The sequence below is a fragment of the Chryseobacterium sp. KCF3-3 genome (assembly GCF_045865955.1).
In the GTDB taxonomy this organism is placed as follows: domain Bacteria; phylum Bacteroidota; class Bacteroidia; order Flavobacteriales; family Weeksellaceae; genus Chryseobacterium.
On the sequence record NZ_AP035792.1, the window covers coordinates 1,188,171 to 1,211,607 of the forward strand.

The 23,437-nt window shown below is 34.9% G+C and carries 25 protein-coding genes; 17 read left to right on the forward strand and 8 right to left on the reverse strand.

Annotated features, from left to right (window positions below; genetic code table 11):
* Window positions 1-150: 150 nt before the first annotated feature.
* The 3 genes from ACKTTZ_RS05325 (at window position 151) to ACKTTZ_RS05335 (ending at window position 2,449) form a co-directional block, all read left to right on the forward strand.
* On the forward strand, window positions 151-678 hold the full coding sequence (locus tag ACKTTZ_RS05325) for a biopolymer transporter ExbD (RefSeq protein WP_034692997.1): 528 nt from the start codon (window positions 151-153) through the stop codon (window positions 676-678).
* A 110-nt stretch (window positions 679-788) separates the two neighbouring features.
* A complete protein-coding gene (locus ACKTTZ_RS05330; RefSeq protein ID WP_253316198.1) occupies window positions 789-1,571 on the forward strand; it encodes an alpha/beta fold hydrolase in 783 nt (260 codons plus the stop codon).
* A 71-nt stretch (window positions 1,572-1,642) separates the two neighbouring features.
* Window positions 1,643-2,449, forward strand: a complete 807-nt coding sequence (locus tag ACKTTZ_RS05335) for a patatin-like phospholipase family protein (RefSeq protein WP_034692993.1) — start codon at window positions 1,643-1,645, stop codon at window positions 2,447-2,449.
* Between the two features lie 35 nt (window positions 2,450-2,484).
* Here the strand turns inward: ACKTTZ_RS05335 and ACKTTZ_RS05340 are convergent, their stop codons facing one another.
* Window positions 2,485-3,489 (reverse strand): bifunctional oligoribonuclease/PAP phosphatase NrnA, encoded by a 1,005-nt coding sequence (locus ACKTTZ_RS05340; protein ID WP_034693239.1) that lies wholly within the window; start codon window positions 3,487-3,489, stop codon window positions 2,485-2,487.
* 235 nt (window positions 3,490-3,724) lie between these two features.
* On the opposite strand from ACKTTZ_RS05340, the gene rpmH reads away from it, so the two are divergent.
* Both rpmH and ACKTTZ_RS05350 read left to right on the forward strand, forming a co-directional pair.
* Window positions 3,725-3,883: a 50S ribosomal protein L34 gene (gene rpmH, locus ACKTTZ_RS05345; protein ID WP_002976260.1), complete on the forward strand. Its 159-nt coding sequence runs from the start codon at window positions 3,725-3,727 to the stop codon at window positions 3,881-3,883.
* Between the two features lie 153 nt (window positions 3,884-4,036).
* Window positions 4,037-4,747 (forward strand): cell division ATP-binding protein FtsE, encoded by a 711-nt coding sequence (locus tag ACKTTZ_RS05350; protein WP_034692990.1) that lies wholly within the window; start codon window positions 4,037-4,039, stop codon window positions 4,745-4,747.
* Between the two features lie 59 nt (window positions 4,748-4,806).
* Here the strand turns inward: ACKTTZ_RS05350 and ACKTTZ_RS05355 are convergent, their stop codons facing one another.
* Genes ACKTTZ_RS05355 through ACKTTZ_RS05365 form a run of 3 tightly spaced genes read right to left on the reverse strand, consistent with a single transcriptional unit; the run spans window position 4,807 to window position 7,539 of the window.
* The gene (locus ACKTTZ_RS05355) at window positions 4,807-5,499 is read right to left on the reverse strand and encodes a tRNA1(Val) (adenine(37)-N6)-methyltransferase (RefSeq protein WP_407847702.1); all 693 of its coding nucleotides are present in this window, start codon (window positions 5,497-5,499) and stop codon (window positions 4,807-4,809) included.
* Window positions 5,499-6,953: a HAMP domain-containing sensor histidine kinase gene (locus tag ACKTTZ_RS05360; protein WP_034692985.1), complete on the reverse strand. Its 1,455-nt coding sequence runs from the start codon at window positions 6,951-6,953 to the stop codon at window positions 5,499-5,501. Before ACKTTZ_RS05360 ends, ACKTTZ_RS05355 begins: the two co-directional genes overlap by 1 nt.
* 1 nt (window position 6,954) lies before the next feature.
* Window positions 6,955-7,539: a riboflavin synthase gene (locus ACKTTZ_RS05365; protein WP_034692982.1), complete on the reverse strand. Its 585-nt coding sequence runs from the start codon at window positions 7,537-7,539 to the stop codon at window positions 6,955-6,957.
* 48 nt (window positions 7,540-7,587) lie between these two features.
* Here ACKTTZ_RS05365 and pdxA point away from each other — a divergent pair, with 48 nt between their 5' ends.
* From pdxA to ACKTTZ_RS05425, 12 genes are all read left to right on the forward strand, one after another.
* Window positions 7,588-8,679, forward strand: coding sequence for a 4-hydroxythreonine-4-phosphate dehydrogenase PdxA (gene pdxA / locus ACKTTZ_RS05370; protein ID WP_034692980.1), 1,092 nt, complete (start codon window positions 7,588-7,590; stop codon window positions 8,677-8,679).
* Window positions 8,680-8,763: 84 nt separating this feature from the next.
* Window positions 8,764-9,294 (forward strand): YceD family protein, encoded by a 531-nt coding sequence (locus ACKTTZ_RS05375; RefSeq protein WP_407847705.1) that lies wholly within the window; start codon window positions 8,764-8,766, stop codon window positions 9,292-9,294.
* A 67-nt stretch (window positions 9,295-9,361) separates the two neighbouring features.
* A complete protein-coding gene (gene rpmF, locus ACKTTZ_RS05380) occupies window positions 9,362-9,565 on the forward strand; it encodes a 50S ribosomal protein L32 (protein ID WP_007843326.1) in 204 nt (67 codons plus the stop codon).
* A gap of 127 nt (window positions 9,566-9,692) precedes the next feature.
* Window positions 9,693-10,175, forward strand: coding sequence for an acetyl-CoA carboxylase biotin carboxyl carrier protein (accB, locus tag ACKTTZ_RS05385; protein WP_047385964.1), 483 nt, complete (start codon window positions 9,693-9,695; stop codon window positions 10,173-10,175).
* A gap of 98 nt (window positions 10,176-10,273) precedes the next feature.
* The gene (gene accC / locus ACKTTZ_RS05390; RefSeq protein ID WP_034692971.1) at window positions 10,274-11,629 is read left to right on the forward strand and encodes an acetyl-CoA carboxylase biotin carboxylase subunit; all 1,356 of its coding nucleotides are present in this window, start codon (window positions 10,274-10,276) and stop codon (window positions 11,627-11,629) included.
* Window positions 11,630-11,955: 326 nt separating this feature from the next.
* Window positions 11,956-13,203, forward strand: a complete 1,248-nt coding sequence (gene rocD / locus ACKTTZ_RS05395) for an ornithine--oxo-acid transaminase (protein ID WP_034692968.1) — start codon at window positions 11,956-11,958, stop codon at window positions 13,201-13,203.
* Window positions 13,204-14,004, forward strand: a complete 801-nt coding sequence (locus ACKTTZ_RS05400; protein ID WP_034692965.1) for a glycosyltransferase family 2 protein — start codon at window positions 13,204-13,206, stop codon at window positions 14,002-14,004.
* Between the two features lies 1 nt (window position 14,005).
* Window positions 14,006-14,770 carry a polysaccharide deacetylase family protein gene (locus ACKTTZ_RS05405; RefSeq protein ID WP_051934232.1) on the forward strand — a complete coding sequence of 255 codons (765 nt, stop codon included), beginning with the start codon at window positions 14,006-14,008 and terminating at the stop codon, window positions 14,768-14,770.
* 53 nt (window positions 14,771-14,823) lie between these two features.
* The gene (locus ACKTTZ_RS05410) at window positions 14,824-15,570 is read left to right on the forward strand and encodes a glycosyltransferase family 2 protein (RefSeq protein ID WP_034692962.1); all 747 of its coding nucleotides are present in this window, start codon (window positions 14,824-14,826) and stop codon (window positions 15,568-15,570) included.
* Between the two features lie 4 nt (window positions 15,571-15,574).
* The gene (locus ACKTTZ_RS05415) at window positions 15,575-16,561 is read left to right on the forward strand and encodes a hypothetical protein (protein ID WP_034692960.1); all 987 of its coding nucleotides are present in this window, start codon (window positions 15,575-15,577) and stop codon (window positions 16,559-16,561) included.
* A 3-nt stretch (window positions 16,562-16,564) separates the two neighbouring features.
* Window positions 16,565-17,752: a glycosyltransferase family 4 protein gene (locus ACKTTZ_RS05420; RefSeq protein WP_253316192.1), complete on the forward strand. Its 1,188-nt coding sequence runs from the start codon at window positions 16,565-16,567 to the stop codon at window positions 17,750-17,752.
* Between the two features lie 3 nt (window positions 17,753-17,755).
* Window positions 17,756-18,997, forward strand: a complete 1,242-nt coding sequence (locus ACKTTZ_RS05425) for a glycosyltransferase (RefSeq protein WP_407847710.1) — start codon at window positions 17,756-17,758, stop codon at window positions 18,995-18,997.
* Between the two features lie 45 nt (window positions 18,998-19,042).
* Here ACKTTZ_RS05425 and ACKTTZ_RS05430 read toward each other — a convergent pair whose 3' ends face one another.
* The 4 genes from ACKTTZ_RS05430 to ACKTTZ_RS05445 all read right to left on the reverse strand — a co-directional run bounded on the left by ACKTTZ_RS05430 (window position 19,043) and on the right by ACKTTZ_RS05445 (window position 23,369).
* Entirely contained in the window at window positions 19,043-20,308 is a 1,266-nt protein-coding gene (locus ACKTTZ_RS05430) for a glycosyltransferase (RefSeq protein ID WP_407847712.1), read from the reverse strand.
* A gap of 26 nt (window positions 20,309-20,334) precedes the next feature.
* The gene (locus tag ACKTTZ_RS05435; RefSeq protein WP_407847714.1) at window positions 20,335-20,988 is read right to left on the reverse strand and encodes a glycosyltransferase; all 654 of its coding nucleotides are present in this window, start codon (window positions 20,986-20,988) and stop codon (window positions 20,335-20,337) included.
* Between the two features lie 3 nt (window positions 20,989-20,991).
* A complete protein-coding gene (locus tag ACKTTZ_RS05440) occupies window positions 20,992-21,789 on the reverse strand; it encodes a hypothetical protein (protein WP_253316188.1) in 798 nt (265 codons plus the stop codon).
* Window positions 21,790-21,974: 185 nt separating this feature from the next.
* On the reverse strand, window positions 21,975-23,369 hold the full coding sequence (locus ACKTTZ_RS05445) for an MAC/perforin domain-containing protein (RefSeq protein ID WP_034692944.1): 1,395 nt from the start codon (window positions 23,367-23,369) through the stop codon (window positions 21,975-21,977).
* Window positions 23,370-23,437 lie beyond the last annotated feature (68 nt).

Consider the following 23,437-nt stretch of genomic DNA (forward strand, 5'->3'; position numbering starts at 1 on the left):
AACAAAATGAAAAGAAATGGGAATACTTGAAAATTAATTACAAAAACAATCAATAGATTCATGAATTTATTGATTATTTCACAAACAAGGCACACTTGTTGTAAGAATTTTTCAAAAAAAACACCGTTTAACATTTAAAAATTTTTAATCATGGCAGAAGTAATTGCACAAGAGAAACAAGGCGGAAAGCAAAAGAAAAAAATGATCCGCGTGGACATGACTCCTATGGTAGATCTGGGATTCTTACTCATCACCTTCTTTATGTTTACCACTAATTTTACAAAACCTAATGTAATGGATCTGGGACTACCTGCAAAAGACCATAATCCCAACCCGCTCCCAAATGATCATGTAATTGGAGATCAAAACCAGATTACCTTTATCCTGGGAAAAGACAACCGCGTATTTTATCATCAGAGCAATCAGAAAGATCTGAATACAGGTAATCTTAAAGAAACTGATTTCAGTGGAATAAAGATTTCAAAAATCATTGCTGAAGCTTATAAAAACGCTCCGGTACCCAACATTTTTACAGTGATTGTAAAACCAACGGATGAAGCCAATTACAAAAATTTTGTAGACATGCTGGACAACCTTGCTATTTCTAAAAAAGAAAGATATGGTGTAACAGACATCAAGCCTTGGGAAACAAAGGTTTACAAGGAATTAACTCAATAAAAGACAAGGGCATTTTTTAAATGCTCTTTTTTTGACTAAATTTGAAAGGAGAAACAGATCTGCAGCATGCAACCTGCTGTATTATTTTTAACCTTCTAAATTTTGGAATCATGCTGAACTTTGAAAGAAAAGGAAACGGAAAAGAAACTTTAGTACTTCTTCACGGATTTATGGAAAACCTATCCATCTGGAGCGATATGGAACATCATCTTTCCAAAGATTTTTCTCTGCTCAAAATTGACCTTCCCGGCCATGGACAATCTGAAATTCTGGCTGAAGTTCACACCATGGAACTGATGGCTGAAGAAGTAAAAAAAGTATTGGATGATCAGCATTTAGAAAAAGTACATCTTCTGGGACATTCTATGGGAGGATATACCTCTCTCGCTTTTGCAGAGAAGTATCCTGATTCTTTAAAAAGTCTTACTTTATTTTTCTCTACGTATTTTCCGGATGATGAAGAGAAAAAACAGCAGCGTATCAAAAGCTACAGAATCATAAAAGATGCTTTTGCCCATTATGCAAGAGCCGGAGTACCTAATTTATTCAATCCGAATGAAAGAGACATTCTGGAAGGAAAAATTGAAACAGCTCTTGAAACAGCCCTTTCCACCAACAATTTAGGGGCTCTTGCCTGTGTGAAAGGTATGGTAGAAAGAACCGACAAAAAGCATGTTCTGGAAAACCTTGAAGCTAAAATCTTAGTATTGGCGGGTAAACATGACAATGCTGTAAAAACCGACATGATGATCAAACATCTTCCGGACAGAACGAATATCAAATCTTATATCCTGGACTGCGGCCACAACGGTCACTGGGAAAAGCCAGGAATCTGCGCAGAAATCATCAACACAGAACTTCTTCACAATCTTCCTAAAAAACTGGTTTTATAAAACAGGTAACATGACAAATTAAGCTGTGCATAACAAAAAATCCTGTATATTAGTAGAGGATAATTTTGGTAATGGCTTTATTTTCATTCAAAAAAAAGAAACCACCGGCACCACCGGTTATCGGACTTACACTTTCAGGCGGAGGAATGCGTGGGATTGCTCATATTGCCGTACTGAAAGCTCTGGAAGAATACAATCTGAAACCACACATCATCTCTGGAACCAGTGCGGGTTCTATCATTGGTGCTTTTTATTCTTTTGGAAAAACACCGGACGAGATGATGGAAATTGTAAGACAAACTTCTTTTTTCTCAAGATCATCTTTAAAATTATCCAAAAACGGAATCTTCAGCTCCAATTTTATTTTAAAACTATTCAAAGATTATTTCCCGGAAGACAATTTCAGTATTTTAGAAATTCCGATGTATGTGGCTGCCACGGAAATGACACATGGCATTGTAGATTTCTTTTCTGAAGGAGAGCTTTTTGGGCCATTACTGGCTTCCTCAAGCGTTCCTTTTATTCTTCCTCCGGTAAGGATCGGTGAGAAAATTTATGTGGATGGTGGCGTTCTGGATAATCTCCCTATTGAACCCATCATGGATAAATGTAATTTTCTGATTGCTTCTCACGTCAACTCCATCAGCTATGATGAATTAAACAAAATGAGTCTGATGAAAGAATTTGACAGAATCCTCCATTTAGCGATTGCAAAGTCGGTCTATTCTAAAGCAAAATACTGCAATATCTTTTTGGATCCGCCCAAAATGACGAAATACAGTCTTTTCAACAAAAGATATATGGATGAAATGTTTCAGCAGGTGTACGATTATACCTGCCAGGAACTTGAAGAAAAGGGGTTTCGTAAAAGTATTTAGAAGTTTTTACCAGAAAATTTACAGGTTTTTTGTTCTTATAAACCTTCTTCTTTCACTTTTTCTTTGAAGTTGACTATAGTTCCCGCTAAAGAATCTAAAGATTTCCCTCCGGCTGCATTAATGTGCCCGCCACCGTTGAAATATTTTCTTGAGAATTGGTTCACGTCCACATCATCTTTACTTCTGAAAGAAATTTTAACGAAGTCTTCGTAAAGATCTTCCATAAAGAATGCTGACATTTTCACTCCGGCAATACTCAGACCATAATTCACAAAACCTTCTGTATCTCCTTTCTGGAAACCAAATTCTTTCAGTTCATTTCTGGTAAGGCTTAAAACAGCCACTGTTCCGTCATTCACTACTTCTATTCTTCCAAGAACCAAAGCAAGCAAATGCAGACGGGAAACCGTATTGGTGTCCCATGTATTGGATGTGATCATGGCAGGATCTGCACCGTGTTCAATAAGATTAGCAATAATACGGTGAGTAGTGGCACTGGTAGAACGAAAACGGAAACCTCCTGTATCCGTCATAATTCCGGTATAAAGACATTCTGCCATATCCTGATTCACCAGTTTTTCATCATTCATTGCTTCTATGAAATGATAAATCATCTGTGAAGTGGCAGGAATTACCGTATCAGAATACACAAAATCAAATTGTTCCGGTTGCTGGTGATGATCGATAAGAATTTTCTTTCCCGGAGCTTTTACCAACCAGTCTCCCAATAACCCTATTCTTGATGGAGAATTAAAATCCAGGCAGAAAATAACATCTGCTCCCGCAATCATATCAGAAGCCAGTTTTCTTTTATATTCTGCAATAATAACTTTTTTAGATTCCGGCATCCATTTCAGAAATTTCGGAAAATCATTAGGTACGATAACCTCTGCATGAATTCCTTTTGCTTTCAGATAATGTTTTAATCCCAAGCTTGAACCAATAGCATCTCCATCCGGGTTATAATGGGTAAGGATCACTATTCTGCTATCCTGGGTAAGTAATGTATTGATATCTAAAAGTTCTGCTGGTGTAAACATCCGGTGTTTATTTTTCGTTAAAATTAAAGTTTTCAAAGATAGAGCTTTTATATAAATCATTTAAATATTATTTTTGTACACGAAAATGGTTTTCCCATGAGGGTTTATAAATGCCTGACTGAAAAACATTACATTTAATTTTAAAAAAAGATAATTAAAGTTTGTAACTTATATTTTTTTATATATCTTTGCAACCTGAAAATTAATAGATTAATTACGATTTAAACATATAGTAATGAGTAAAAGAACATTCCAGCCATCAGAAAGAAAGAGAAGAAACAAACACGGTTTCAGAGAAAGAATGTCTACGCCAAATGGAAGAAGAGTTTTGGCTGCGAGAAGAGCTAAAGGCAGAAAGAGATTAACTGTAAGTGCTGCACGCGCTAAGAGATAATTTCTAATTATCATATACAAAACATGCTTGAGAAGTTCCTTTTCAGGCATTTTTTGTTGTTAAAATTTACTAAAATTTAGGCTACATCAACATCTTTTTTCTATTTTTAAAAGTTGAAATATTTTTATAAGAAATAGCCTTTAAAATTAAATTATGCCACATACAAATATCGCCGGAGACAATATTATAAGTTTACAAAACGCAAAGATTGCGCAAAAAAACTTTACTGTACTTTCTGATGTAAATCTTAATATAAAGAAAGGTAGATTCTGCTACCTTATCGGGAAAACAGGTTCCGGGAAAAGTTCCCTACTGAAAACGCTTTACGGACACATTCCATTAGCATCAGGACATGGAGCTGTTGTAGGATTTGATCTGGCAAAACTAAAGCCGTCTGACATCCCTAACTTAAGAAGAAAACTAGGTATCGTATTCCAGGATTTCCAGTTACTTTCTGACAGAACGGTTGAAAAGAATCTGAAATTCGTTCTTGAAGCAACAGGATGGAATGATAAAGTAAAAATAGAAGACCGTATCAATGAGGTTTTAGGAAGCGTGAACATGAAAAGCAAGAAGCATAAAATGCCTCACGAACTTTCCGGAGGAGAACAGCAGCGTATTGCTATCGCAAGAGCCCTTCTTAACCACCCGGATCTTATCTTAGCGGATGAGCCTACAGGAAACCTTGACCCTGAGACTTCCAATGAAATTATGACATTATTAAAGCAGGTTGCCCTTGAAAATGGCGCTGCAGTAGTAATGGCAACACACGATTATCACATGATTCAAAATTTCCCTGGCGAAGCCATCAGATGTGAAGACGGAAAAGTTTCTGTATTGGATACTTCAGAATTATTCGAATAAGAATAAAAAAATAAGAAGGTCAGAAATAACCAACTTCTAAAATCTAATTTCTAACTTCTTTACTTAAAAACATGAAACTCTTTGGTGAGTTCAAGATATTGGTCCGAGTACTGTCTCGGACTTTTTTCTATAATAAAATCAGATTCGTTGATTTCTTTTTCTTGTGATGAAAACTCCAGAATCAATCTTTTTGCCTTTGAATTTTCAATTCCTTTGATATTCACTTTCCTGTTCAGATACAGATTATTTTCTTTGCCGGTTGAAACAAAAACCTCTCCTGCTTCCACAGGTATGATCACAGAAAACATCCCGTTTTCAGACAATAATTCTGCCGCCTTGATGATCAACTGTCTGAAGTTTAATTCTACAGTCTGACGCGCAATCTTATCTTTATCAGATCCTGATTCTTCAAAATACGGAGGATTGGAAACTATAAGATCAAAACGATCTTCTGTTTCAAAAGTTTTAAAATCCTGAAACTTATTTTTTAACCTTGTACGAAAAGGAGAATGTTCAAAATTGAGCTGGGTAAGCTTTGCAGCATCCTCATTAATATCCAGTCCCAAAAAGCCCGCCTGTGGATTTCTTTGTGCCAGCATAAGAGAAATTAATCCCGTGCCTGTTCCTACTTCCAAAATACTGGAAGCATGTTCAATATCAGCCAAAGCCCCAAGCAGCACACCATCTGTTCCTACACGAAAGACGTCTTTAGACTGCTGAATTTGAAATTGTTTAAATGTAAAAGACTTCACTATAAATTGGTAGGCAGTGTAATAATGAATGTAGACCCCTTCCCTACTTCTGATTTCACAGAGATCTCACCTTTATAATCCTCGATCATTTTTCTTACCATGGATAAACCTAGTCCCATTCCACTACTTTTAGAGGTGAAATTCGGTTCAAAGATTCTTTCATACATGTTTTCAGGAATCCCGACTCCGTTATCCTGAACAGAGATAATCACTCTTCTCTGATGCTGTTCCACATCCACATTGATAATGAGTTTTCTCTGATCACTTTCTGCCTGCTTTGCATTAGTCACAAGGTTTGTAATGATTCTGGAAAGATAAATTCTATCCATATTGATCATTATATTCGTCTTGTTGGCGTGCATGAAAATACTGTCATCATTGAATACACGGAGAATATCTTCAACTTCCGTATTCAGATTGATCACTTCATTATTTTTTTCAGGAAGTTTGGCAAATTCTGAGAATGCTGAGGCTACTGTAGCAATCAAATCAATCTGATCAACAATAGTTTTACTCATTTGCTTCACTCTTTCTCTGATATTCGGATCTTCAGGATCAAATTTCCTTTCAAAATTCTGAATGGTCAGCTTCATTGGAGTCAATGGATTTTTCACCTCATGAGCCACTTGCTTGGCCATTTCTCTCCACGCTTCTTCAGATGCTTTGAATCTAAGTCTTTCTTTCTGATCCTGAATCTGTAAAATCATCCTGTTATAGGCTCTGGCCAGAGCATTAAGCTCATCATTCTTATAATATCTGATAGGACGCATTTCATTTTCAAACAAAGTAATACGGGTAATCATATCAGAGAATTTCGTAATGGTTTTCGCCAGGCTATTAGAAGTAACCCAGCTGATCCATATACTAAAAAGGATAAGGAATATATCGACTAAAAGAATATACTTTACGTACTGATGCAGAACCTCCAGATAAGCAGATTCATTGTGGTATAAAGGGATATAAACAATTCCGATAGGTTCAAGTTCATTGTTTTTCAATAAAAGATAGGAAGAAGTAAGCTTAGCATCCTTAGCAGCATCATAATTCACCATGTCTACTCTTGCGTCAGTAGACAGAATCTTATTGATGATTTCTATAGGAATTGTTTTCTGCTCAACTAATCCTTCATCTTTATTGGAAAGCAAATAGTTTCCTTTCAGATCATAAATAAAAATGTCATGCTGGTTGATATCCGCTATTTCAAAGATTTTATTCCCTAAAACTTCCGGAAGATCTTTTGTTTCTATAAGAGTCTGGCTTACTGCATAATCCAGATATCGCATGACAGCATTGGTTTTATCCTGCATATCGATATTACTCTGCTGTAAAGAATGATTTCTCAATACAAAGTAAGGAACAAGTGATGTAGCAACGACACTTAAAAAACATACCAGCAAGAAACCGAAAAATACCCGGTTTCTTAAGCTATATCCTTTATACTTATTTATTGACATTCTACTTTTTAATTAACCTAGCAATATACTTACCAATGATATCAAATTCCAGGTTTACTTTATCACCAATTTTCAAATGTTTCATATTCGTGAATTCCCAGGTGTAAGGAATAATAGCTACAGAAAACTGAGCATCTTCGCTCTTAGCAACAGTAAGACTGATTCCGTTTACTGTAATTGAACCCTGAGGCACCGTTACAAAAGTTCCGTCATTATCATACTTCATAGTAATAAAATAACTTCCGTCTTTATTTTCAATATTGACAACTTCACCGGTTTTATCAACATGTCCCTGAACAATGTGGCCATCCAGCCTTCCATCCATCTTCATGCAACGCTCAAGATTTACAACAGTTCCCAATTCCCATTTTCCAAGGTTGGTTTTTTCCAGTGTTTCGTTAATCGCTGTAACCACATAATGATTGTCTTTTATCTCAACAACTGTAAGGCAACAGCCGTTGTGGGCAAGGCTCTGATCAATTTTCAGTTCGTTTGTAAAAGGGCATGTAAGGGTGAAATCTATATTGCTTCCTTTTTCTTCAATCTTCTCAATAACACCAACTGCTTCAATAATTCCTGTGAACATATTATTTTTTGCTAAATTTGTAAATTATAATCTTCAAAGATAATCAAAATGAGCCCAAAAAACCATAAAGTACGAGTAGGAATTTCAATCGGTGATTTCAACGGCATCGGTCCGGAGATCATTATGAAGTCTCTGAAAGACAAAACTATTACAGATTTTTTCACGCCTGTAATTTTTGGTTCGGGAAAATTATTCACTTATCAGAAAAACATTTTTAAGTTGAATCTTAATTTCAACTACGTTAACGAGCCTTCACAGGCACAGGCAGGGAAACTTAATATGGTTAACCTTACCAAAGAAAACGTGAATGTAGAATTGGGAGTTCCTACTGAAGAATCCACGAAAATGGCGATTGATTCTCTAGAAGCGGCTACTGAAGCTTTGATGAAAGGAGATATTGATGTATTGGTAACCGCTCCGATCAACAAGGATGAAATGGTAAAAATGGGATTCAAACATGCCGGACATACAGGATATTTTGAAGAGAAATTCAACAAAAAAGGATTAATGTTCCTTGTTACTGAAGATCTTAAAGTAGCTGTTTCCACGCATCATATTCCTATTGCACAGGTAGCTGAAAATATTTCCAAGGAAAAAATAAAGAAACAGATCAGAGTATTAAATCAGACGCTTATAGAAGATTTCTGTATTCAAAAGCCTAAAATTGCTGTATTGGGACTAAATCCCCATGCAGGAGACGGAGGCGTTATCGGAAACGAAGAAATTGAAATCATCAGCCCGGCTATTAAAGAACTTTCTGACAACGGAATACTGGCATTCGGACCTTTCCCTGCAGACAGCTTTTTCCAGCCGAGTAAATACAAAAATTTCGATGCTGTTTTAGCAATGTATCACGACCAAGGACTGGCTCCTTTCAAAACATTAGCTTATGAGGAAGGAGTAAATTATACAGCCGGACTTCCTTTTATCAGAACATCTCCTGACCATGGAGTTGCTTACGATATTGCAGGAAAAAATGTGGCCGATGAGCAGAGTTTTACAGAAGCGATCTTCACAGCGATCCAGGTTTTCAAGAACAGAAGTGAATACCGCGAACTGATGAATGACCGCCTTCAGCCTAGAAAATTGGCTGTAGACAATGGAATAGATGAAGATCTACCGGAGGAAACTGAAGCATAAATCTTTAAAACAAATTTTAAATTAATTTGTTTCAGATTTTATTTGTTATTATAAAAAAAATGCATATTTTTGCACACTCATTTTATGGACAAGTTAAGAAACTATGACGTAAGCTTTTCCGGACTTAAAAACGGAAGACACGAGTTCAAGTTTGAGATAGATAAAACGTTCTTTCAATTATTTGACACTGAGCAGGAATTTACAAATCCTAGAATAGAAGTGAATGTATCACTTGATAAACACACTACTTTTTTAGAATTTGAGATTAAAATTAATGGATTGGTCGAGTTGGTTTGTGACATCACAAATGAAGATTTCGACTATCCTATTGAGAATGAAATCAAAATTTTGGTGAATTTCGGGGAAGAATATGATGACAGCAACGAAGATGTCATTACCATTCCTACTACAGAGCATGCTTTCAATGTAGCACATTTGATTTATGAAAATGTAATGCTTTCCATCCCGATGAAAAAGATTTCACCGAATGTAAGTGATGACGATCTTAAAATTCTTGACCAGTTCAGTCCTAAAGATATTGAGGTAACTGAAGAAGAAGAACATGAAAGTGACCCTAGATGGGATGCTTTAAGAAAATTAAAAGACAATAATTAAATAGAATAATTTAAATATGATGAGATGATGAATCTCATCGCTCATCAATTAAAAAAGTTATTAGAAAATGGCACATCCAAAGAGAAGACAGTCGTCCACAAGAAGAGATAAGAGAAGAACTCACTACAAAGCTGTAGTTCCTCAATTAGCTAAAGATGCAACAACAGGAGAGCTTCACCTATACCACAGAGCTCACTGGCATGAAGGAAAACTTTACTACAGAGGTAAAGTAGTATTGGAAAAAGAAGTAGCTACTACTGAAGAAAACTAAGAGTCGCTTTTCACTGAAAAAGCCTCATTTTAATACAAAAACCGCCCAATTTTGATAAAATTTGGCGGTTTTTTGTTGTTTTTTACGTTTTTTTGGTATCTTTGACATCAAATCAAATATCAAATTTATGGACATTAAAGACATACAAAATCTTATCAAGTTTGTATCTAAGGCTGAAGTATCAGAAGTGAAGTACAAAACTAAAGATTTCGAAATCACTATTAAAACTCCATTAGCTGGAAGCGATGCTGTTTACGCACAGCCAGCAGTATACCACACTGCTCCACAAGCGGTAGCTGCTCCTGCACCTGTTGCAACTCCGGCTGCTCCTGCTGCTGAAAAAGCTGAAGCTGCATCTGATGACAGCAAATATGTAACAATCAAATCTCCAATGATTGGTACTTTCTATAGAAAACCATCTCCTGATAAAGATGTATTTGTAAATGTAGGTGACGAAGTTTCTGTTGGTAAAGTAGTTTGTGTTATTGAAGCAATGAAGCTATTCAACCAGATTGAATCTGAAATCAGCGGAAAAATTGTTAAAATTTTAGTGGACGACGCTACTCCTGTTGAGTATGACCAACCTTTATTCTTAGTAGATCCATCTTAATTTAGAAGTTAGATGTTAGACATTAGATGTTAGATTAAATTCTACATTAAAATAACATTATCTAATTTTCAAATTATCTAATTTTCAAATTGAAGAAGATGTTCAAAAAAATATTAATAGCCAATCGTGGCGAAATTGCAATGCGTATTTTACGTACTTGTAAAGAAATGGGGATCAAAACCGTTGCGGTATACTCTACTGCTGATAAAGACAGTCTTCACGTAAGATTTGCTGATGAAGCGGTATGTATTGGCCCTGCAATGAGTAAAGACTCATATCTTAAAATCCCTAACATTATTGCTGCTGCGGAAATTACCAATGCTGATGCGATTCACCCAGGTTACGGATTCTTATCTGAAAATGCTAACTTCTCAAGAATCTGCCAGAAGAACGGTATCAAATTCATTGGTGCTTCCCCTGAACAGATTGAAAAAATGGGAGACAAAGCAAATGCTAAGGCTACCATGAAAGCAGCAGGTGTACCATGTGTACCTGGTTCTGACGGATTGATCGAATCTTACGAACACGCTGTAAAAGTAGCTGAAGAAACAGGATACCCTGTAATGATCAAAGCTACTGCCGGTGGTGGAGGTAAAGGGATGAGAGCTGTTTGGAAAGCTGAAGACCTTAAAGATCACTGGGAATCTGCTATTCAGGAAGCTGTAGCTGCCTTTGGAAACGGAGGTATGTATATGGAAAAACTGATTGAAGAGCCCAGACACATCGAAATTCAGGTTGCTGGTGACCAATTCGGTAAAGCTTGCCACCTTTCTGAAAGAGACTGTTCTGTACAGAGAAGAAATCAGAAATTAACTGAAGAAACGCCTTCTCCTTTCATGACAGACGAACTTCGTGAGAAAATGGGTGACGCTGCTGTAAAAGCTGCTGAATTCATTGGATATGAAGGTGTAGGAACTATCGAATTCCTTGTAGACAAACACAGAAATTTCTATTTCATGGAAATGAATACAAGAATCCAGGTAGAACACCCTATTACTGAGCAGGTAATTGATTATGACCTGATCAGAGAACAAATTCTTCTTGCTGCAGGAACTCCTATTTCAGGAATCAACTATTACCCTAAATTACATTCAATCGAATGTAGAATCAACGCAGAAGATCCTTACGCAGACTTCAGACCTTCTCCGGGAAAAATCACTGGATTAAACATCCCTGGAGGACACGGAATCAGAGTAGATACTCACGTGTATTCCGGATATACAATCCCTTCTAACTACGACTCTATGATTGCCAAGCTTATTACTACGGCTCAAACCCGTGAGGAAGCTATTGCAAAAATGAGACGTGCTCTTGAAGAATTCTATATTGAAGGCGTAAAAACAACGATTCCTTTCCACAGACAACTGATGGATAATGAAGATTATCTTTCAGGAAACTACACCACAAAATTCATGGAGGATTTTGTAATGGACAGAAAATATGATAATCACTAAGATTATTTTATCATAAAAATGAAACTGCCTCTTTTTGAGGCAGTTTTTATTTTAACCTGTAAATCTGAAATTTTCAATGCAAAGCGTAAAGCAGCCGTTACTGTGTTTTATTATTGAGGCATGAATAAAAATTAATAAACAGACAGAAAATAAAATTTCGCACTCATAAAGATAGAATACCTACAACAGTCTGTCAACAGGGAAAATATTTTCTAATCCTCCATTATTCCACCCTAAAATCTACTTCAATTACACCCTCAAACGTCACTTGGTAATTGTTTATACATATCATTAATATTGCGTAAATTTGTTGAAAACCAAAATATATGTCAACAGCAGAACAAACAAAAAACTCGCAGTATTTTATTGACCTTGAAGACAAACATGGAGCACACAACTATCACCCACTTCCAGTGGTTCTGGACCGCGGAGAAGGTGTTTTCGTTTGGGACGTGGAAGGTAAAAGGTACTATGATTTTCTTTCAGCATATTCTGCTGTGAACCAAGGACATTCTCATCCTAAAATTGTAGGAGCTTTGGTAGAGCAGGCACAAAAGCTGGCTTTAACTTCAAGAGCTTTCTACAACTCTAAATTAGGAGAATACGAGCAGAAAATAACGACCCTTTTTGGATTTGACAAAGTTTTACCAATGAACTCCGGAGCTGAAGCTGTGGAAACTGCTGTAAAACTAGCCCGAAAGTGGAGTTATGAAGTAAAAGGAATTGCAGAAAATGCAGCGAAAATTATCGTTTGTGAAAACAACTTCCACGGAAGAACAACAACTATTGTTTCTTTCTCTAACGATCCGGATGCTAACCAAAACTACGGACCTTTTACTCCAGGATTTATCAAAATTCCTTATAACGATATTGCAGCCTTAGAAGAAGTTCTTAGCAGAGAAGCAGCAAATATTGCAGCATTCCTTGTAGAACCTATTCAGGGAGAAGCAGGAGTATATGTGCCGGATGAAAATTTCCTTAAAAATGCTTCCGAATTATGTAAAAAATACAATGTTCTTTTCATCGCTGATGAAGTTCAGACGGGTATTGCAAGAACAGGAAAACTGATTGCATGCCACCACGAAAATGTACAGCCGGATATCTTGATTTTAGGAAAAGCGCTTTCCGGAGGAATGTATCCTGTATCTGCTGTGTTAGCAAATGACAACATCATGAATGTTATCAAACCTGGACAACATGGTTCTACATTCGGAGGAAACCCTATTGCATGTGCAGTAGCAGTAGCAGCATTGGATGTAGTAGCTGATGAAAAACTGTCTGAAAGAGCGGAAGAATTAGGAAAGCTTTTCAGAGCTGAAATAGAGAAGCTTATTGAAAAAACAGACCTTATTACCAAAGTAAGAGGAAAAGGCCTTTTAAATGCGATCCTGATCAATGATACACCTGATAGTTCTACTGCATGGAACCTTTGCTTACTGTTAAAAGAAAACGGACTGTTGGCAAAGCCCACTCACGGTAATATCATCAGATTGGCACCACCATTGGTAATTACTGAAGAGCAATTGCTGGATTGTGTGAAGATTATTGAAAAGACTATTCTCGAGTATAAATAAATGGCTCTTTCCCTTGCAATCATTACTTATAATGAAGAAGAGAACATCGTAAGACTTTTAGATTCATTGACAGATATTGTAGATGAAATTATTATTGTCGATAGCTTTTCTACAGATAAGACCAAAGAGATTTGCACTCAAAAATATCCTCAGGTAAAATTCTTTGAGAAAAAATTTAATGGGTATGGTGAACAAAAAAACCATGCCCTTCATTTGTGTTCTCATGAATGGGTTTTATTCCTTGATGCTGATGAAGTTCCTGATCAAAATCTGAAAAGATCTATACAGAACATCGTTTCTTCAAAAAGCACGGAATTCAATGTATATAAAGCAAAATTCAACAACCATCTTGGGATTCACCTGATCCGATTTGGGGGTTGGGGAAATGTATGCCGTGAAAGGCTTTTCAGAAAAAAATATGTAAAGTATTCTGATGATAAAGTTCATGAATTTTTGATTACCGATCAGAAAGTGGGCCTTATGGAAGGAAAACTGGATCATTATACTTACAAAAGCATTCATCATCATGTAACGAAAATCAATAAATATTCGGATATGATGGCTGAAAAGATGTTTGAGCGAGGAAAAAGAATCAATAGATTTAAAATCATTGTAAGCCCAATGTTTGAGTTTATTAAGGTTTTTATTTTCAAACTTGGTTTTCTGGATGGATTTCCAGGATTTTACATTGCCAAAACAATGTCTTATTACACCTTCCTGAAATACATTAAACTGCATGAAAAAACACGACTGTACGAAAAAATACGGCAGCAGGAAATTGAAAAAAATACAGTAAAATAGTATGATTCTGTATCTTATTCCTCTTTTATTGGCGATATTTATCGTTGTATATTTCCGTCTCTATTTATTTGCCTTTCCCTACCACAGACTGGTCATTCTTATGTACCACCAGGTTGAAAAGGAAAGCCATGAAGATCTTACCGTCAGTTTAAAAAATCTTGAACAGCAGTTTTCATATCTGAGCTCTAAAAAGTATACTTCATATTTTTTCTCAGAACTTCCTCTTTCAGCAAAAAGAAACATTATCATCACTTTTGATGACGGCTATAGAAACAACCTCGAATACCTCCCTTCTTTATTGGAAAAGTATAATCTGAAGGCGACAATTTTTATTCCAACAGGATTTATTGAAAATGGATATAACAATTATTCAATGATGACCTTTGATGAAATCAGAAGTCTGGATAAAAAATATTTTGAGATTGCTCTTCATAGCCATGCCCATGAAAATTTAAGCAATGTATCTCTTGACTTTATAGAAAAAGATCTAAAAAAAAATATGGAGATTCTCGATGCCCAAAATATAGGCTATTCAAAGGTTTTGGCATATCCTTATGGAAAATATCCACAAAAAAAACATGATAAATTAGCATTTTTTTCTATTTTGAAAAAAATAGGAATTGATTTTGCAGTAAGAATTGGAAATAAAGTGAATTATCACCCTACCCAGCGCCCATACGAACTGTGTAGAATTGATATAAAAGGCAAAGATTCGCTTATAAAATTCAAATTAAAACTTATCTTTGGCAGATTAAAACTATTTTAAAAAACAATTTTAGGGAAGTATTCACCTACTCCTCTATCAAACAAAGCGTTGTGATGAATATAAGTGGTTTAATCATAACATATAATGAAGAAAAAAATATACAGGATGTCCTAGAATCTTTTGATTTCTGTGATGAAATAATAGTAGTAGATTCTTTTAGTACGGATAACACTGTAGAAATTGCAAAGAAATTCTCCAATGTAAAGGTGGTTCAAAATAAATTTGAAGACTTTACAAAACAAAGAAATTTGGCACTGGATACTGCAACCAACGACTGGGTTTTATTTTTGGATGGTGATGAGAGAATTACACCGGCCCTGAAGCAGGAAATTATTGATGAGCTTAATAAACCCGGGCAAAAGGATGCCTATTATTTTTACAGGAAATTCTTTTTTGCCCAGAAACCGATTCATTTTTCAGGAACACAGTCTGATAAAAATTTCAGGCTATTCAGAAAATCGAAAGCCAGATATATGGCAGGAAAAAAGGTACATGAAACTCTGGAGGTTAACGGAACCATCGGAGTTTTAAAAAATAAATTACTCCATTACTCCGTTTCAGATTATGAATCTTACAGAAAAAAAATGATTCACTACGGAGTTTTAAAGGGGAAAGAACTGGCTGCTAAAGGAAAAAAGTACAGTGTTTGGGTTCAATATCTTAAAACTGCTTTTAAATTCTTTAAGGCCTATATAATGAGACTGGGTATTTTAGACGGAAAAGAAGGCTATCAGTTATCTTATCTGCAATCTTTAAGTGTCTATGAAACCTATGAATCATTAAAAAAAGAGCAAAATTAGTTGGATGAAGATTTGTATCATTAGTTATGATTTTTGGGATTATGATAAGTATATTGTTGAAACATTATGCCAACGTGGTATTGATGCTCATCATATAAAGATCAGTACCGTTACTCATTCCAACTTCAACGAAAGAGCTGTAAATGCATTAAGCAAAACTTTTTTAAACAAAAATCTTAAGACTGAAAAAAGACAGAAATATGTTCTGGATTCTCTGGAGAAATTAGGGCATCAGGATCAGATACTGGTGATGAATCCGGATACATTTGATCTTTCTACCCTTAAAAAAATCCGAAAATCGACAGACCGTCTGGTGACCTATCTGTATGATAATCTTGAAAGAGTTCCTGTGGAAGACAAACTGTATCTTTTTGACAAAGTCTTTTCCTTTGACTATATTGATGTTAAAAAGCACGGTTTTGAAAAATTAACCAATTACATTTACCTTCCCCACTGTGCCAAAGAAAACCAGCAGCCTGAAATGGATCTTTTTTACATCACATCTTATGATAACAGAAGGGTTTCACTCATAAAATTGCTGGCGAAAAAGCTGATTGAGCAAGGATTGAAATTCCAGATTATGATTATTGGAAAAAAATCCTGGAAACATCAGCTCACCAATATTTTCATGACGGTACCCAAGAATCTTTTCCTGATTTTCAGTATCAAGAAGATTCCGCATAATGATCTTCCAAAATATTATAAAAACTCAAAAGTTTTACTGGATCTGATGCGTGAAGGGCAATATGGACTTAGCTTCAGAGTTTTTGAAGCCATGTCTCTGGAAAAGAAAATCATAACTGATAATGAAGCCATTAAAACCTATGATTTTTACAATCCCAATAATATTTTGATTTTAAACAAAAATATTAGTAATCTTGACAAATCTTTTTTTGAAAAACCTTACGAGAAAATTCCGGAAGAAATCTACTACAGATACACTTTGGATAGTTGGGTAAATAAAGTTTTTGAACTCGATACTAAAAACTGACAAATGGGAATCTTAAAAAAAATAAAAAAACACTTCGAAAGAAAAGAAAAACTCAAAAACCTTCAGTCTAAGGATATAGTCAACATTAATCTGTATGACGCTTCCCAAAAAACGATCCTGTTTGCATCAAGAGATTTTCCTGCCCATGATAAAGAATCCGGGGCTAACAGACTGAAAGAACTTATATTTATTTACAAAGAATTAGGATACAACTGCATTTTATTTGCTCCCCATATGTTTGAAGACGATTCTTATGTGAAGTTTTATAAGCAGCACAATGTTATCGTTTATATAGAGAACAAGAAATACAGGAATATTTATGATTTCCTGTCTTCTTTTCAAAAGATAGATTACGTTTGGTTCAACGGCCCTCTGGCGCTGAATCTTTTTTATAAAAAAATGAAAGCAGTTTTGCCTTCCGCCAAATTCATTTATGATATGGTGGATATTCATTTTTTAAGATTTAAAAGAGCCATCGAACTGGAACCTACCCGTATTTCTTTAAAGAAAAATTATAAACATTTTTTCCGTCTGGAAACTGTTGTTGCTCCAAAACTGGATTATATTATTGCCATCTCTGATAAGGAGAAAGAAATTATGAGCCAGTATGCAGATAAAAATAAGATCATTACAGTATCTAATATCCATTATCCTAAAATTGATATTTCTGAGCGAAAAAGCTTCAGTGAAAGCAAGGGAATTACCTTCATTGGTTCTATTCACGAGCCGAATATTGATGCGGTAAAGTTTCTCTATGAAAAAATAATGCCCATTGTCTGGAAAACCAATCCTGAGCTGGAAGTAAGCATCATCGGGAATGTGGCAGAAAAACTTGATCTTAAACTATTTCCTAAGTTTAAATTTTTAGGCTTTGTGGAAAGCATTGAAGAGCACTTTATGAATTCGAAAATTATGGTGGCTCCCCTAAGATTTGGTGCTGGTGTGAAAGGAAAAATCGGACAGGCTTTTGAATACTTTTTCCCTGTAGTTACTACGGATATCGGTGCAGAAGGAATGAAACTTACCGATCAAAAGCATGTATTGATTGCCAATGATGAAAACAGTTTCGCAAAGGCTATTATTGATCTGAATAATGATGAAGAGCTTTGGAATACTTTAAGCAGAAATTCTGTGGACAGTCTGAGAGCATTTTCACCTGAAGAAGTAAAAGAAAAACTTAAAACATTATAATCCATGTCATTAAGTGTAAATTACCACGGTTTTTTTGATGGAAATTTTGGTATAGCAGAAGCCACAAGGCTTAATGCCACTGCTATGGAAAACGCAGGCATTAAAGTAAACCGCATCAGCTACTCAAGTGACACTCTTGAAAAGTCTAAAAGTGCCACAGAACCAGATGCATTAATTAATATTTTTCACATTAACAGTAATGTGACTCACGAATTTTTTTCAAAAAATCAGGATATCAATCTTGCAGGGCATTACAATATTGTTTATTGGGCCTGGGAATTTCCCGAAGTGTCAGATAAAACCGTTGAGTTTCTGAATATTTTTGATGAATTATGGGTTCCCAGCGATTTTTGTGTCAATATTTTCACAAAATATACCGGGATTCCTGTAATGAGATTTTCTCATCCAATTCAGAAACTGGATCCTTCTGATGAATTTAAATTTGAAGAGTATAATATTGAACCTGGTTCAAACGTATATATTACAATTTTCGATTCTTTAAGTACGACTATCAGAAAAAACCCTGAAGCGACTATTGAAGCGTTCATTAATGTTTTTAAAGATGATCCTGAAAGTGTTTTGATTGTGAAAACACATAATCTCAGCAGAAGTAAAGATGCTCAAAAAGTATTGGAAAAATATACTGGCATCTCTAATATTATCATTATTGATGAACATTTCTCGAAAGAAAAGCTCCATTCTCTTATTCAGAAGTCTGACATTCTTGTTTCTCTGCATGGTTCTGAAGGTTTCGGGCTTACGATGGCAGAAGCAATGTCATATGGGAAGATTGTTGTAGGAACAGGATATTCCGGAAATCTGGACTTTATGAATGTGAACAACAGTTTCCTTGTTCAGTATAGTTTTATTAAAACCGCCAATACAAAAGGATTAATTGCCGAAGGTCTGACTTTAGCTAAGCCTGACTTACATGATGCTACCCAAAAACTTTTGTATATAAAGAATAACTTCAAGACTTTAGGGCCTATTAAACAAAATGCGGAGGCTCAGATCAGAGATAATTTTTCTCTTGAAGCTATAGGAAATCTACTCAAACTAAGACTTTCTTTTATTAACCAGATGAATAAGAAAGAAAACACCCCAGAAAATAGTATAGGGAACGTTTTTTATCTTGCTGAAATAGACCGATTGAGCGGCAGGGTAAATTACCTTGAAAAAACCTTGTATAATAAGATCAGGAGAAAAGTAAACACCTTTTTAAAGAAAATAAAAGGGAAGAAATAAAAAAAGCGGTGGAAGGTAAATCCACCGCTTTTATTTTATAATATATTATTTTTTTTGTTTTCTATTTCTGAAATACATTTTGATACCATAGATCCACTCAATAGGCTTGCTTTTTTTGTAAATTCTAAGATCTTTTTTCAAAAATATACTGTCTGCATATAATTTTATTAATGCTGACCTGCTTTGCTGAATTTTACCTTCAGAAATAAGCTCTTCTGATCTTTTTCTGATCATTTTCCCTACTCCTTCAAGAGAAAAATCTTTCGTGATTGTTTTACGAGCATTATCCGACTTCACTTTAATATCCTCACCACCCTGATACACCTTTTTGAGGTATTCTGAGGCTTTTTCCAATGAAGGTTCAGACCATACTGTGTTAGAATCATAATTAAGATCATCCGAACCGTAAGAAACCTTCTCAGCTTGTACCAAAAAACTGTTTTCAGAATTCATAAATTCCAGATTTCCGGAATAATCTGTCGCAATAACAGGTTTTCCAAAATACATGGCCTCAGCCATCGTAAGTCCGAATCCTTCAGATCTGTGAAGAGAAATATAACTATCACAGTTACTGATCACATAGTTCAAGGCATTTTTATCAAAAATCTTTTCTACAATTTTAATCTTTACCGAGTCTCCGATTGCTTCTTTTATCTGTTGTTTCTCTAAAGAAAATTTATCTGATTTCGAGGTTTTAATGGTTAAAAAAGCATTATTATCCTTTCCGTCAAATGTTTCTCTGAAAACCTTAATCAGATTGAGTACATTTTTCCTTTGTATGGAACTGTTATAATCAAAAATGAATAAAAAATTAAAGGAGTCTTTATTATAAAAATTCAAAGCATCCAGATCTTCCGTTTCCTTCAGATGAATATCAATGGGATGAGGAATTACTTTTACTGGAGATGCAATATATTTTTCAATGCATTTCTTGCAATATTCTGAAGGCGTCCAGACCTCATCAAAAAGATTAATATTCAAAAGATAATCTTCCGGAATGGTCTCTGATTCCCACGCCATATAAAGAATATTGTATTTTCTTTCAAAAAAAGAATAATCAAAGTATTCAAAGAAGTTTGAAATTTCCGAAACGGATGGTGATACCTGAATTAAATTAATAGGATGATCTGCTTTTTTGGAAAACTGAGTAAATGTAAGATCATTATTATTATGATTGGTTCTCACATCATAGTTGATCATACTGATAGGCATACCAGCTCTCTGTATCGCTTTACAATTAAGTCTTGTTGCTTCAGCAATACCAAACTCACCATTAATAAATCCAAAAACGTTAACTCCTAAATCTTCCATTTTTATTTTCTAATAATTCAAACTGATTAATCTTCCAGTGTTTCATAAAAATTGTTCTGCTTTTTCTGCTTCTCAAAATTCTTTTTATGAACTAATGATAATTCATATTTTGCAGGAATTTCGGTAAAGTTTTTATTTCCATACAAAACTTCATGCACTTTATTCTTCCAGAAGATTTTTTTATTGTTTTTGATAATCCTGGGCTGATAGTCCGGAAAATTAATATACCCTTCATTATTCATATTCCAGCCCATTTGCTGCACATATTCTTCTGTAATCCCTTCCACCGTATTGATTCTGGGAACATAAAATATTTCAACACTTTTCTCTTTTTTAAGATAAGATTTCAATGTTTTGATAAAATACTCTGTAGGATATTCATCTGCATCAATCTGAAACAGATACTGACATTTCGCCCTTTCTATTAATCTGTTTTTAAAGGTTGCAAAATCTCCATCCAGCCTGGCCTCAAGTTTTATAATACGATCATAATGAGCGAGCAACTCTGTCACCTCTTGATTTTTATTGGTAACATCCTGAAGAACAATAACCTCATCATTACCATCAATCAAAGGAAGAAGAATATCCAATAATTTTTTAAGCTCCTTCGCTTCATCATTGACGGTGATTCCATAAGAAACAGTTATAAATTTGCTGGAAAAGCGTGAAAGTAAGCTCATAATTTAATTATAGATTATAGGATAGTTGCCAGAAAAGTGGGTAAAGTAATTTTCAGCAATAATTTGTTTTACGTAATTTTTATATTTCCTTGTAGGATAAAAACAGCTTCCTGTCTTTTTGTAATAATATTTTTTGAAAAATCCGGGAAGTTTTTTCTCATCATGTTCTACTTCATTCCCTCTCTCAGTTCCCTTTATTTTATATAAAACCTGAACATTGAATGCGGGTGGCAAAGCTTCAAACCAGTTATTGATCTGAGAAAAATAAGCGAATGGCGTTTCTTCAAAACTGTTCAGTTCACCTTGATTGTGGTCTGAAAAATAATAGTCTTTAAAAACATCTGCTACATTTTTGGGTCTGAAAATAAATACTCCGCCATTGATACTTCCCTGCAATAAAGGATTTGCTTCAAAATGCCGGTCAGTAAAATACATTTCACTGGTTTCTTCCAATATTCTTGGAATATGCCCCCAGGTTTTGTTGAATTCGTCAGTTCCTCTGGGATCCAGAATTGCCCCGAAATATTTGTTTTCCGGAAGAAAATCAAAAATAGAAGGTGCTTTATCCGAAATAATAATATCCAGATCCATAAAAAGAACCATGTCATATTCTTTCGTTTCTGAAGGAATCAGCAGTTTCTGAGCTAAAAGCGGTCGATGAAAACTCTCATCCATTGGTTTATCAATAATCTTTAAATCCGCATCACATTTTTTAGCATAGCTTTCAAACATTGCTCTATTTTTGTTGTACATTTTCCAGTACTTTTCCCCTACAATAAAAAGACATATTGCTTTTCTCATTGATAAACTAAATTTATAAGTTACAAAAATACATTTTTAATAAAAGACTACTAGCAATATTCTTTCACTGTTCCTTTAATCAACGAAAATATTTTGCAAATATTCATTTTTTGTTCTTGTTGTATAAAAAAAACCGTCCCAAAGCTGAGACGGTTTTTTTGTTGTAAAATATTAATATTATTTAGTTAATAAGCGTAAAAAGGGATTCCTTCTGCAACATAGTTATTAGGTGTCCCCGGATAAGTACTGTAGTAATGATCTCTTTCACTGCCACTGTAGAATTGATAAATAGGTCTTTTGGTGCTATCCATTGTTGCATAGAAAGCAATTCCTTCATAGGTATAATTCCATGGTGTCCCCTGATACGTGGAATAATAATGATCCTTGTCATTTGCACTATAGAACTGATAAACAGGAACTGTATTGGGTGCTTTATAGCTATACGCTTTAAACTGCTCGCCTTCCGCCTGATAATTATTAGGAGTTCCAGCCCAAGTAGAAAGGAAGTGATCTCTTTCTGAACCACTATAAAATCCATAAATTGGAACCGGAATATAATCCAGCATTACTTTATTATCAATAAGGTATTGGATTACGTATGATTTAAGCTCTGCTTTTTTAGCAGGATCTTTTACCAGATCAAAAATAAATACTAACCCATTATTTCCAAAATCCACTAATACAGAATTATTGGGTGTAGAACTGTTTTGCCAGTTTGCTATATTGATCTTCGGAGTGTTCTGATCAAGATTAAGCTCCCCAATCAAACCTTTTGAAGGATCTCCACCTCTTGTTCTGTAGGATAATTTTTTAGAATAGTTCATGGTAGATTCTGATGTATTGACATCATTCTGAACATCAACATCAAAAATTTTAGCCATTCCCAATTTTATTCCGATTCTTGCAGCACGGTCACGACTTTCATTTCTTGTTTCAGACTGGAATAAGACATCCATTTTTGCCCCGGTATAAATGTCAACCATTACGTGTGTACCATAATCCTGTACAATTTGTTGTGGTGATTTTACCTGTAAATCCTGAGCGAATTCAGGGGTAATATAATCAGCTAACATATCTGTTGTAGCATTAAATCTTAATCTTTTCTGCTTGATAGTTAGATTATAACTTCCGTAGATGTATTTTGCATCAAATTTATGATTGGTAGTAACTGCAGAATTAAATCCTACCGAAAGTGTTTTTTTAAATAAAGGAATTCCTGCAGTCACATCTACTTTTGTAGATACCATTTTGGAGTAAGTTTCTGCATTCTCTCCATATTCTTCAACATACTCCTGAGTATTGGTATTTTCAGAAACCAGTCTTGCTGCCTGTTCAGCTTTGAAACGATCGATATCAACTACTTTAAATCCTGCGGAATTAGCATTAGCATATTCTCCTGCAGCATTAAAGCCATGTCCTAAGACATCATAAATTCCGTCACCTGCAAATTTAGCAGCTGATAATCGATTGGTCCTAGCAGAATTTTCGGGAGTTGCGTCAGTATTCAGGTCTTCAGAAGAACATGAACTCATAAAAAGCATCAGTAAACTACTGAAGCAAAATAAAATTTGTTTTTTCATAGATTATTAAAAAGTTTCTGCAAATGTAATATTCATCACCTAGTGACAAAAGAATTTCAAAATGATAT

Excerpts from the sequence above, each read along its gene's own strand:
- ACKTTZ_RS05440 (WP_253316188.1), bottom strand. The coding sequence starts at position 21,789 with ATGAGAAAAGCAATATGTCTTTTTATTGTAGGGGAAAAGTACTGGAAA.
- ACKTTZ_RS05435 (WP_407847714.1), bottom strand. The coding sequence starts at position 20,988 with ATGAGCTTACTTTCACGCTTTTCCAGCAAATTTATAACTGTTTCTTAT.
- ACKTTZ_RS05350 (WP_034692990.1), top strand. The coding sequence starts at position 4,037 with ATGCCACATACAAATATCGCCGGAGACAATATTATAAGTTTACAAAAC.
- rocD (WP_034692968.1), top strand. The coding sequence starts at position 11,956 with ATGTCAACAGCAGAACAAACAAAAAACTCGCAGTATTTTATTGACCTT.
- pdxA (WP_034692980.1), top strand. The coding sequence starts at position 7,588 with ATGAGCCCAAAAAACCATAAAGTACGAGTAGGAATTTCAATCGGTGAT.
- ACKTTZ_RS05375 (WP_407847705.1), top strand. The coding sequence starts at position 8,764 with ATGGACAAGTTAAGAAACTATGACGTAAGCTTTTCCGGACTTAAAAAC.
- ACKTTZ_RS05420 (WP_253316192.1), top strand. The coding sequence starts at position 16,565 with ATGGGAATCTTAAAAAAAATAAAAAAACACTTCGAAAGAAAAGAAAAA.
- ACKTTZ_RS05365 (WP_034692982.1), bottom strand. The coding sequence starts at position 7,539 with ATGTTCACAGGAATTATTGAAGCAGTTGGTGTTATTGAGAAGATTGAA.
- rpmF (WP_007843326.1), top strand. The coding sequence starts at position 9,362 with ATGGCACATCCAAAGAGAAGACAGTCGTCCACAAGAAGAGATAAGAGA.
- ACKTTZ_RS05445 (WP_034692944.1), bottom strand. The coding sequence starts at position 23,369 with ATGAAAAAACAAATTTTATTTTGCTTCAGTAGTTTACTGATGCTTTTT.
- ACKTTZ_RS05340 (WP_034693239.1), bottom strand. The coding sequence starts at position 3,489 with ATGTTTACACCAGCAGAACTTTTAGATATCAATACATTACTTACCCAG.
- accB (WP_047385964.1), top strand. The coding sequence starts at position 9,693 with ATGGACATTAAAGACATACAAAATCTTATCAAGTTTGTATCTAAGGCT.
- ACKTTZ_RS05325 (WP_034692997.1), top strand. The coding sequence starts at position 151 with ATGGCAGAAGTAATTGCACAAGAGAAACAAGGCGGAAAGCAAAAGAAA.
- ACKTTZ_RS05400 (WP_034692965.1), top strand. The coding sequence starts at position 13,204 with ATGGCTCTTTCCCTTGCAATCATTACTTATAATGAAGAAGAGAACATC.
- ACKTTZ_RS05410 (WP_034692962.1), top strand. The coding sequence starts at position 14,824 with ATGAATATAAGTGGTTTAATCATAACATATAATGAAGAAAAAAATATA.
- ACKTTZ_RS05415 (WP_034692960.1), top strand. The coding sequence starts at position 15,575 with ATGAAGATTTGTATCATTAGTTATGATTTTTGGGATTATGATAAGTAT.
- rpmH (WP_002976260.1), top strand. The coding sequence starts at position 3,725 with ATGAGTAAAAGAACATTCCAGCCATCAGAAAGAAAGAGAAGAAACAAA.
- accC (WP_034692971.1), top strand. The coding sequence starts at position 10,274 with ATGTTCAAAAAAATATTAATAGCCAATCGTGGCGAAATTGCAATGCGT.
- ACKTTZ_RS05430 (WP_407847712.1), bottom strand. The coding sequence starts at position 20,308 with ATGGAAGATTTAGGAGTTAACGTTTTTGGATTTATTAATGGTGAGTTT.
- ACKTTZ_RS05425 (WP_407847710.1), top strand. The coding sequence starts at position 17,756 with ATGTCATTAAGTGTAAATTACCACGGTTTTTTTGATGGAAATTTTGGT.
- ACKTTZ_RS05405 (WP_051934232.1), top strand. The coding sequence starts at position 14,006 with ATGATTCTGTATCTTATTCCTCTTTTATTGGCGATATTTATCGTTGTA.
- ACKTTZ_RS05330 (WP_253316198.1), top strand. The coding sequence starts at position 789 with ATGCTGAACTTTGAAAGAAAAGGAAACGGAAAAGAAACTTTAGTACTT.
- ACKTTZ_RS05360 (WP_034692985.1), bottom strand. The coding sequence starts at position 6,953 with ATGTCAATAAATAAGTATAAAGGATATAGCTTAAGAAACCGGGTATTT.
- ACKTTZ_RS05335 (WP_034692993.1), top strand. The coding sequence starts at position 1,643 with ATGGCTTTATTTTCATTCAAAAAAAAGAAACCACCGGCACCACCGGTT.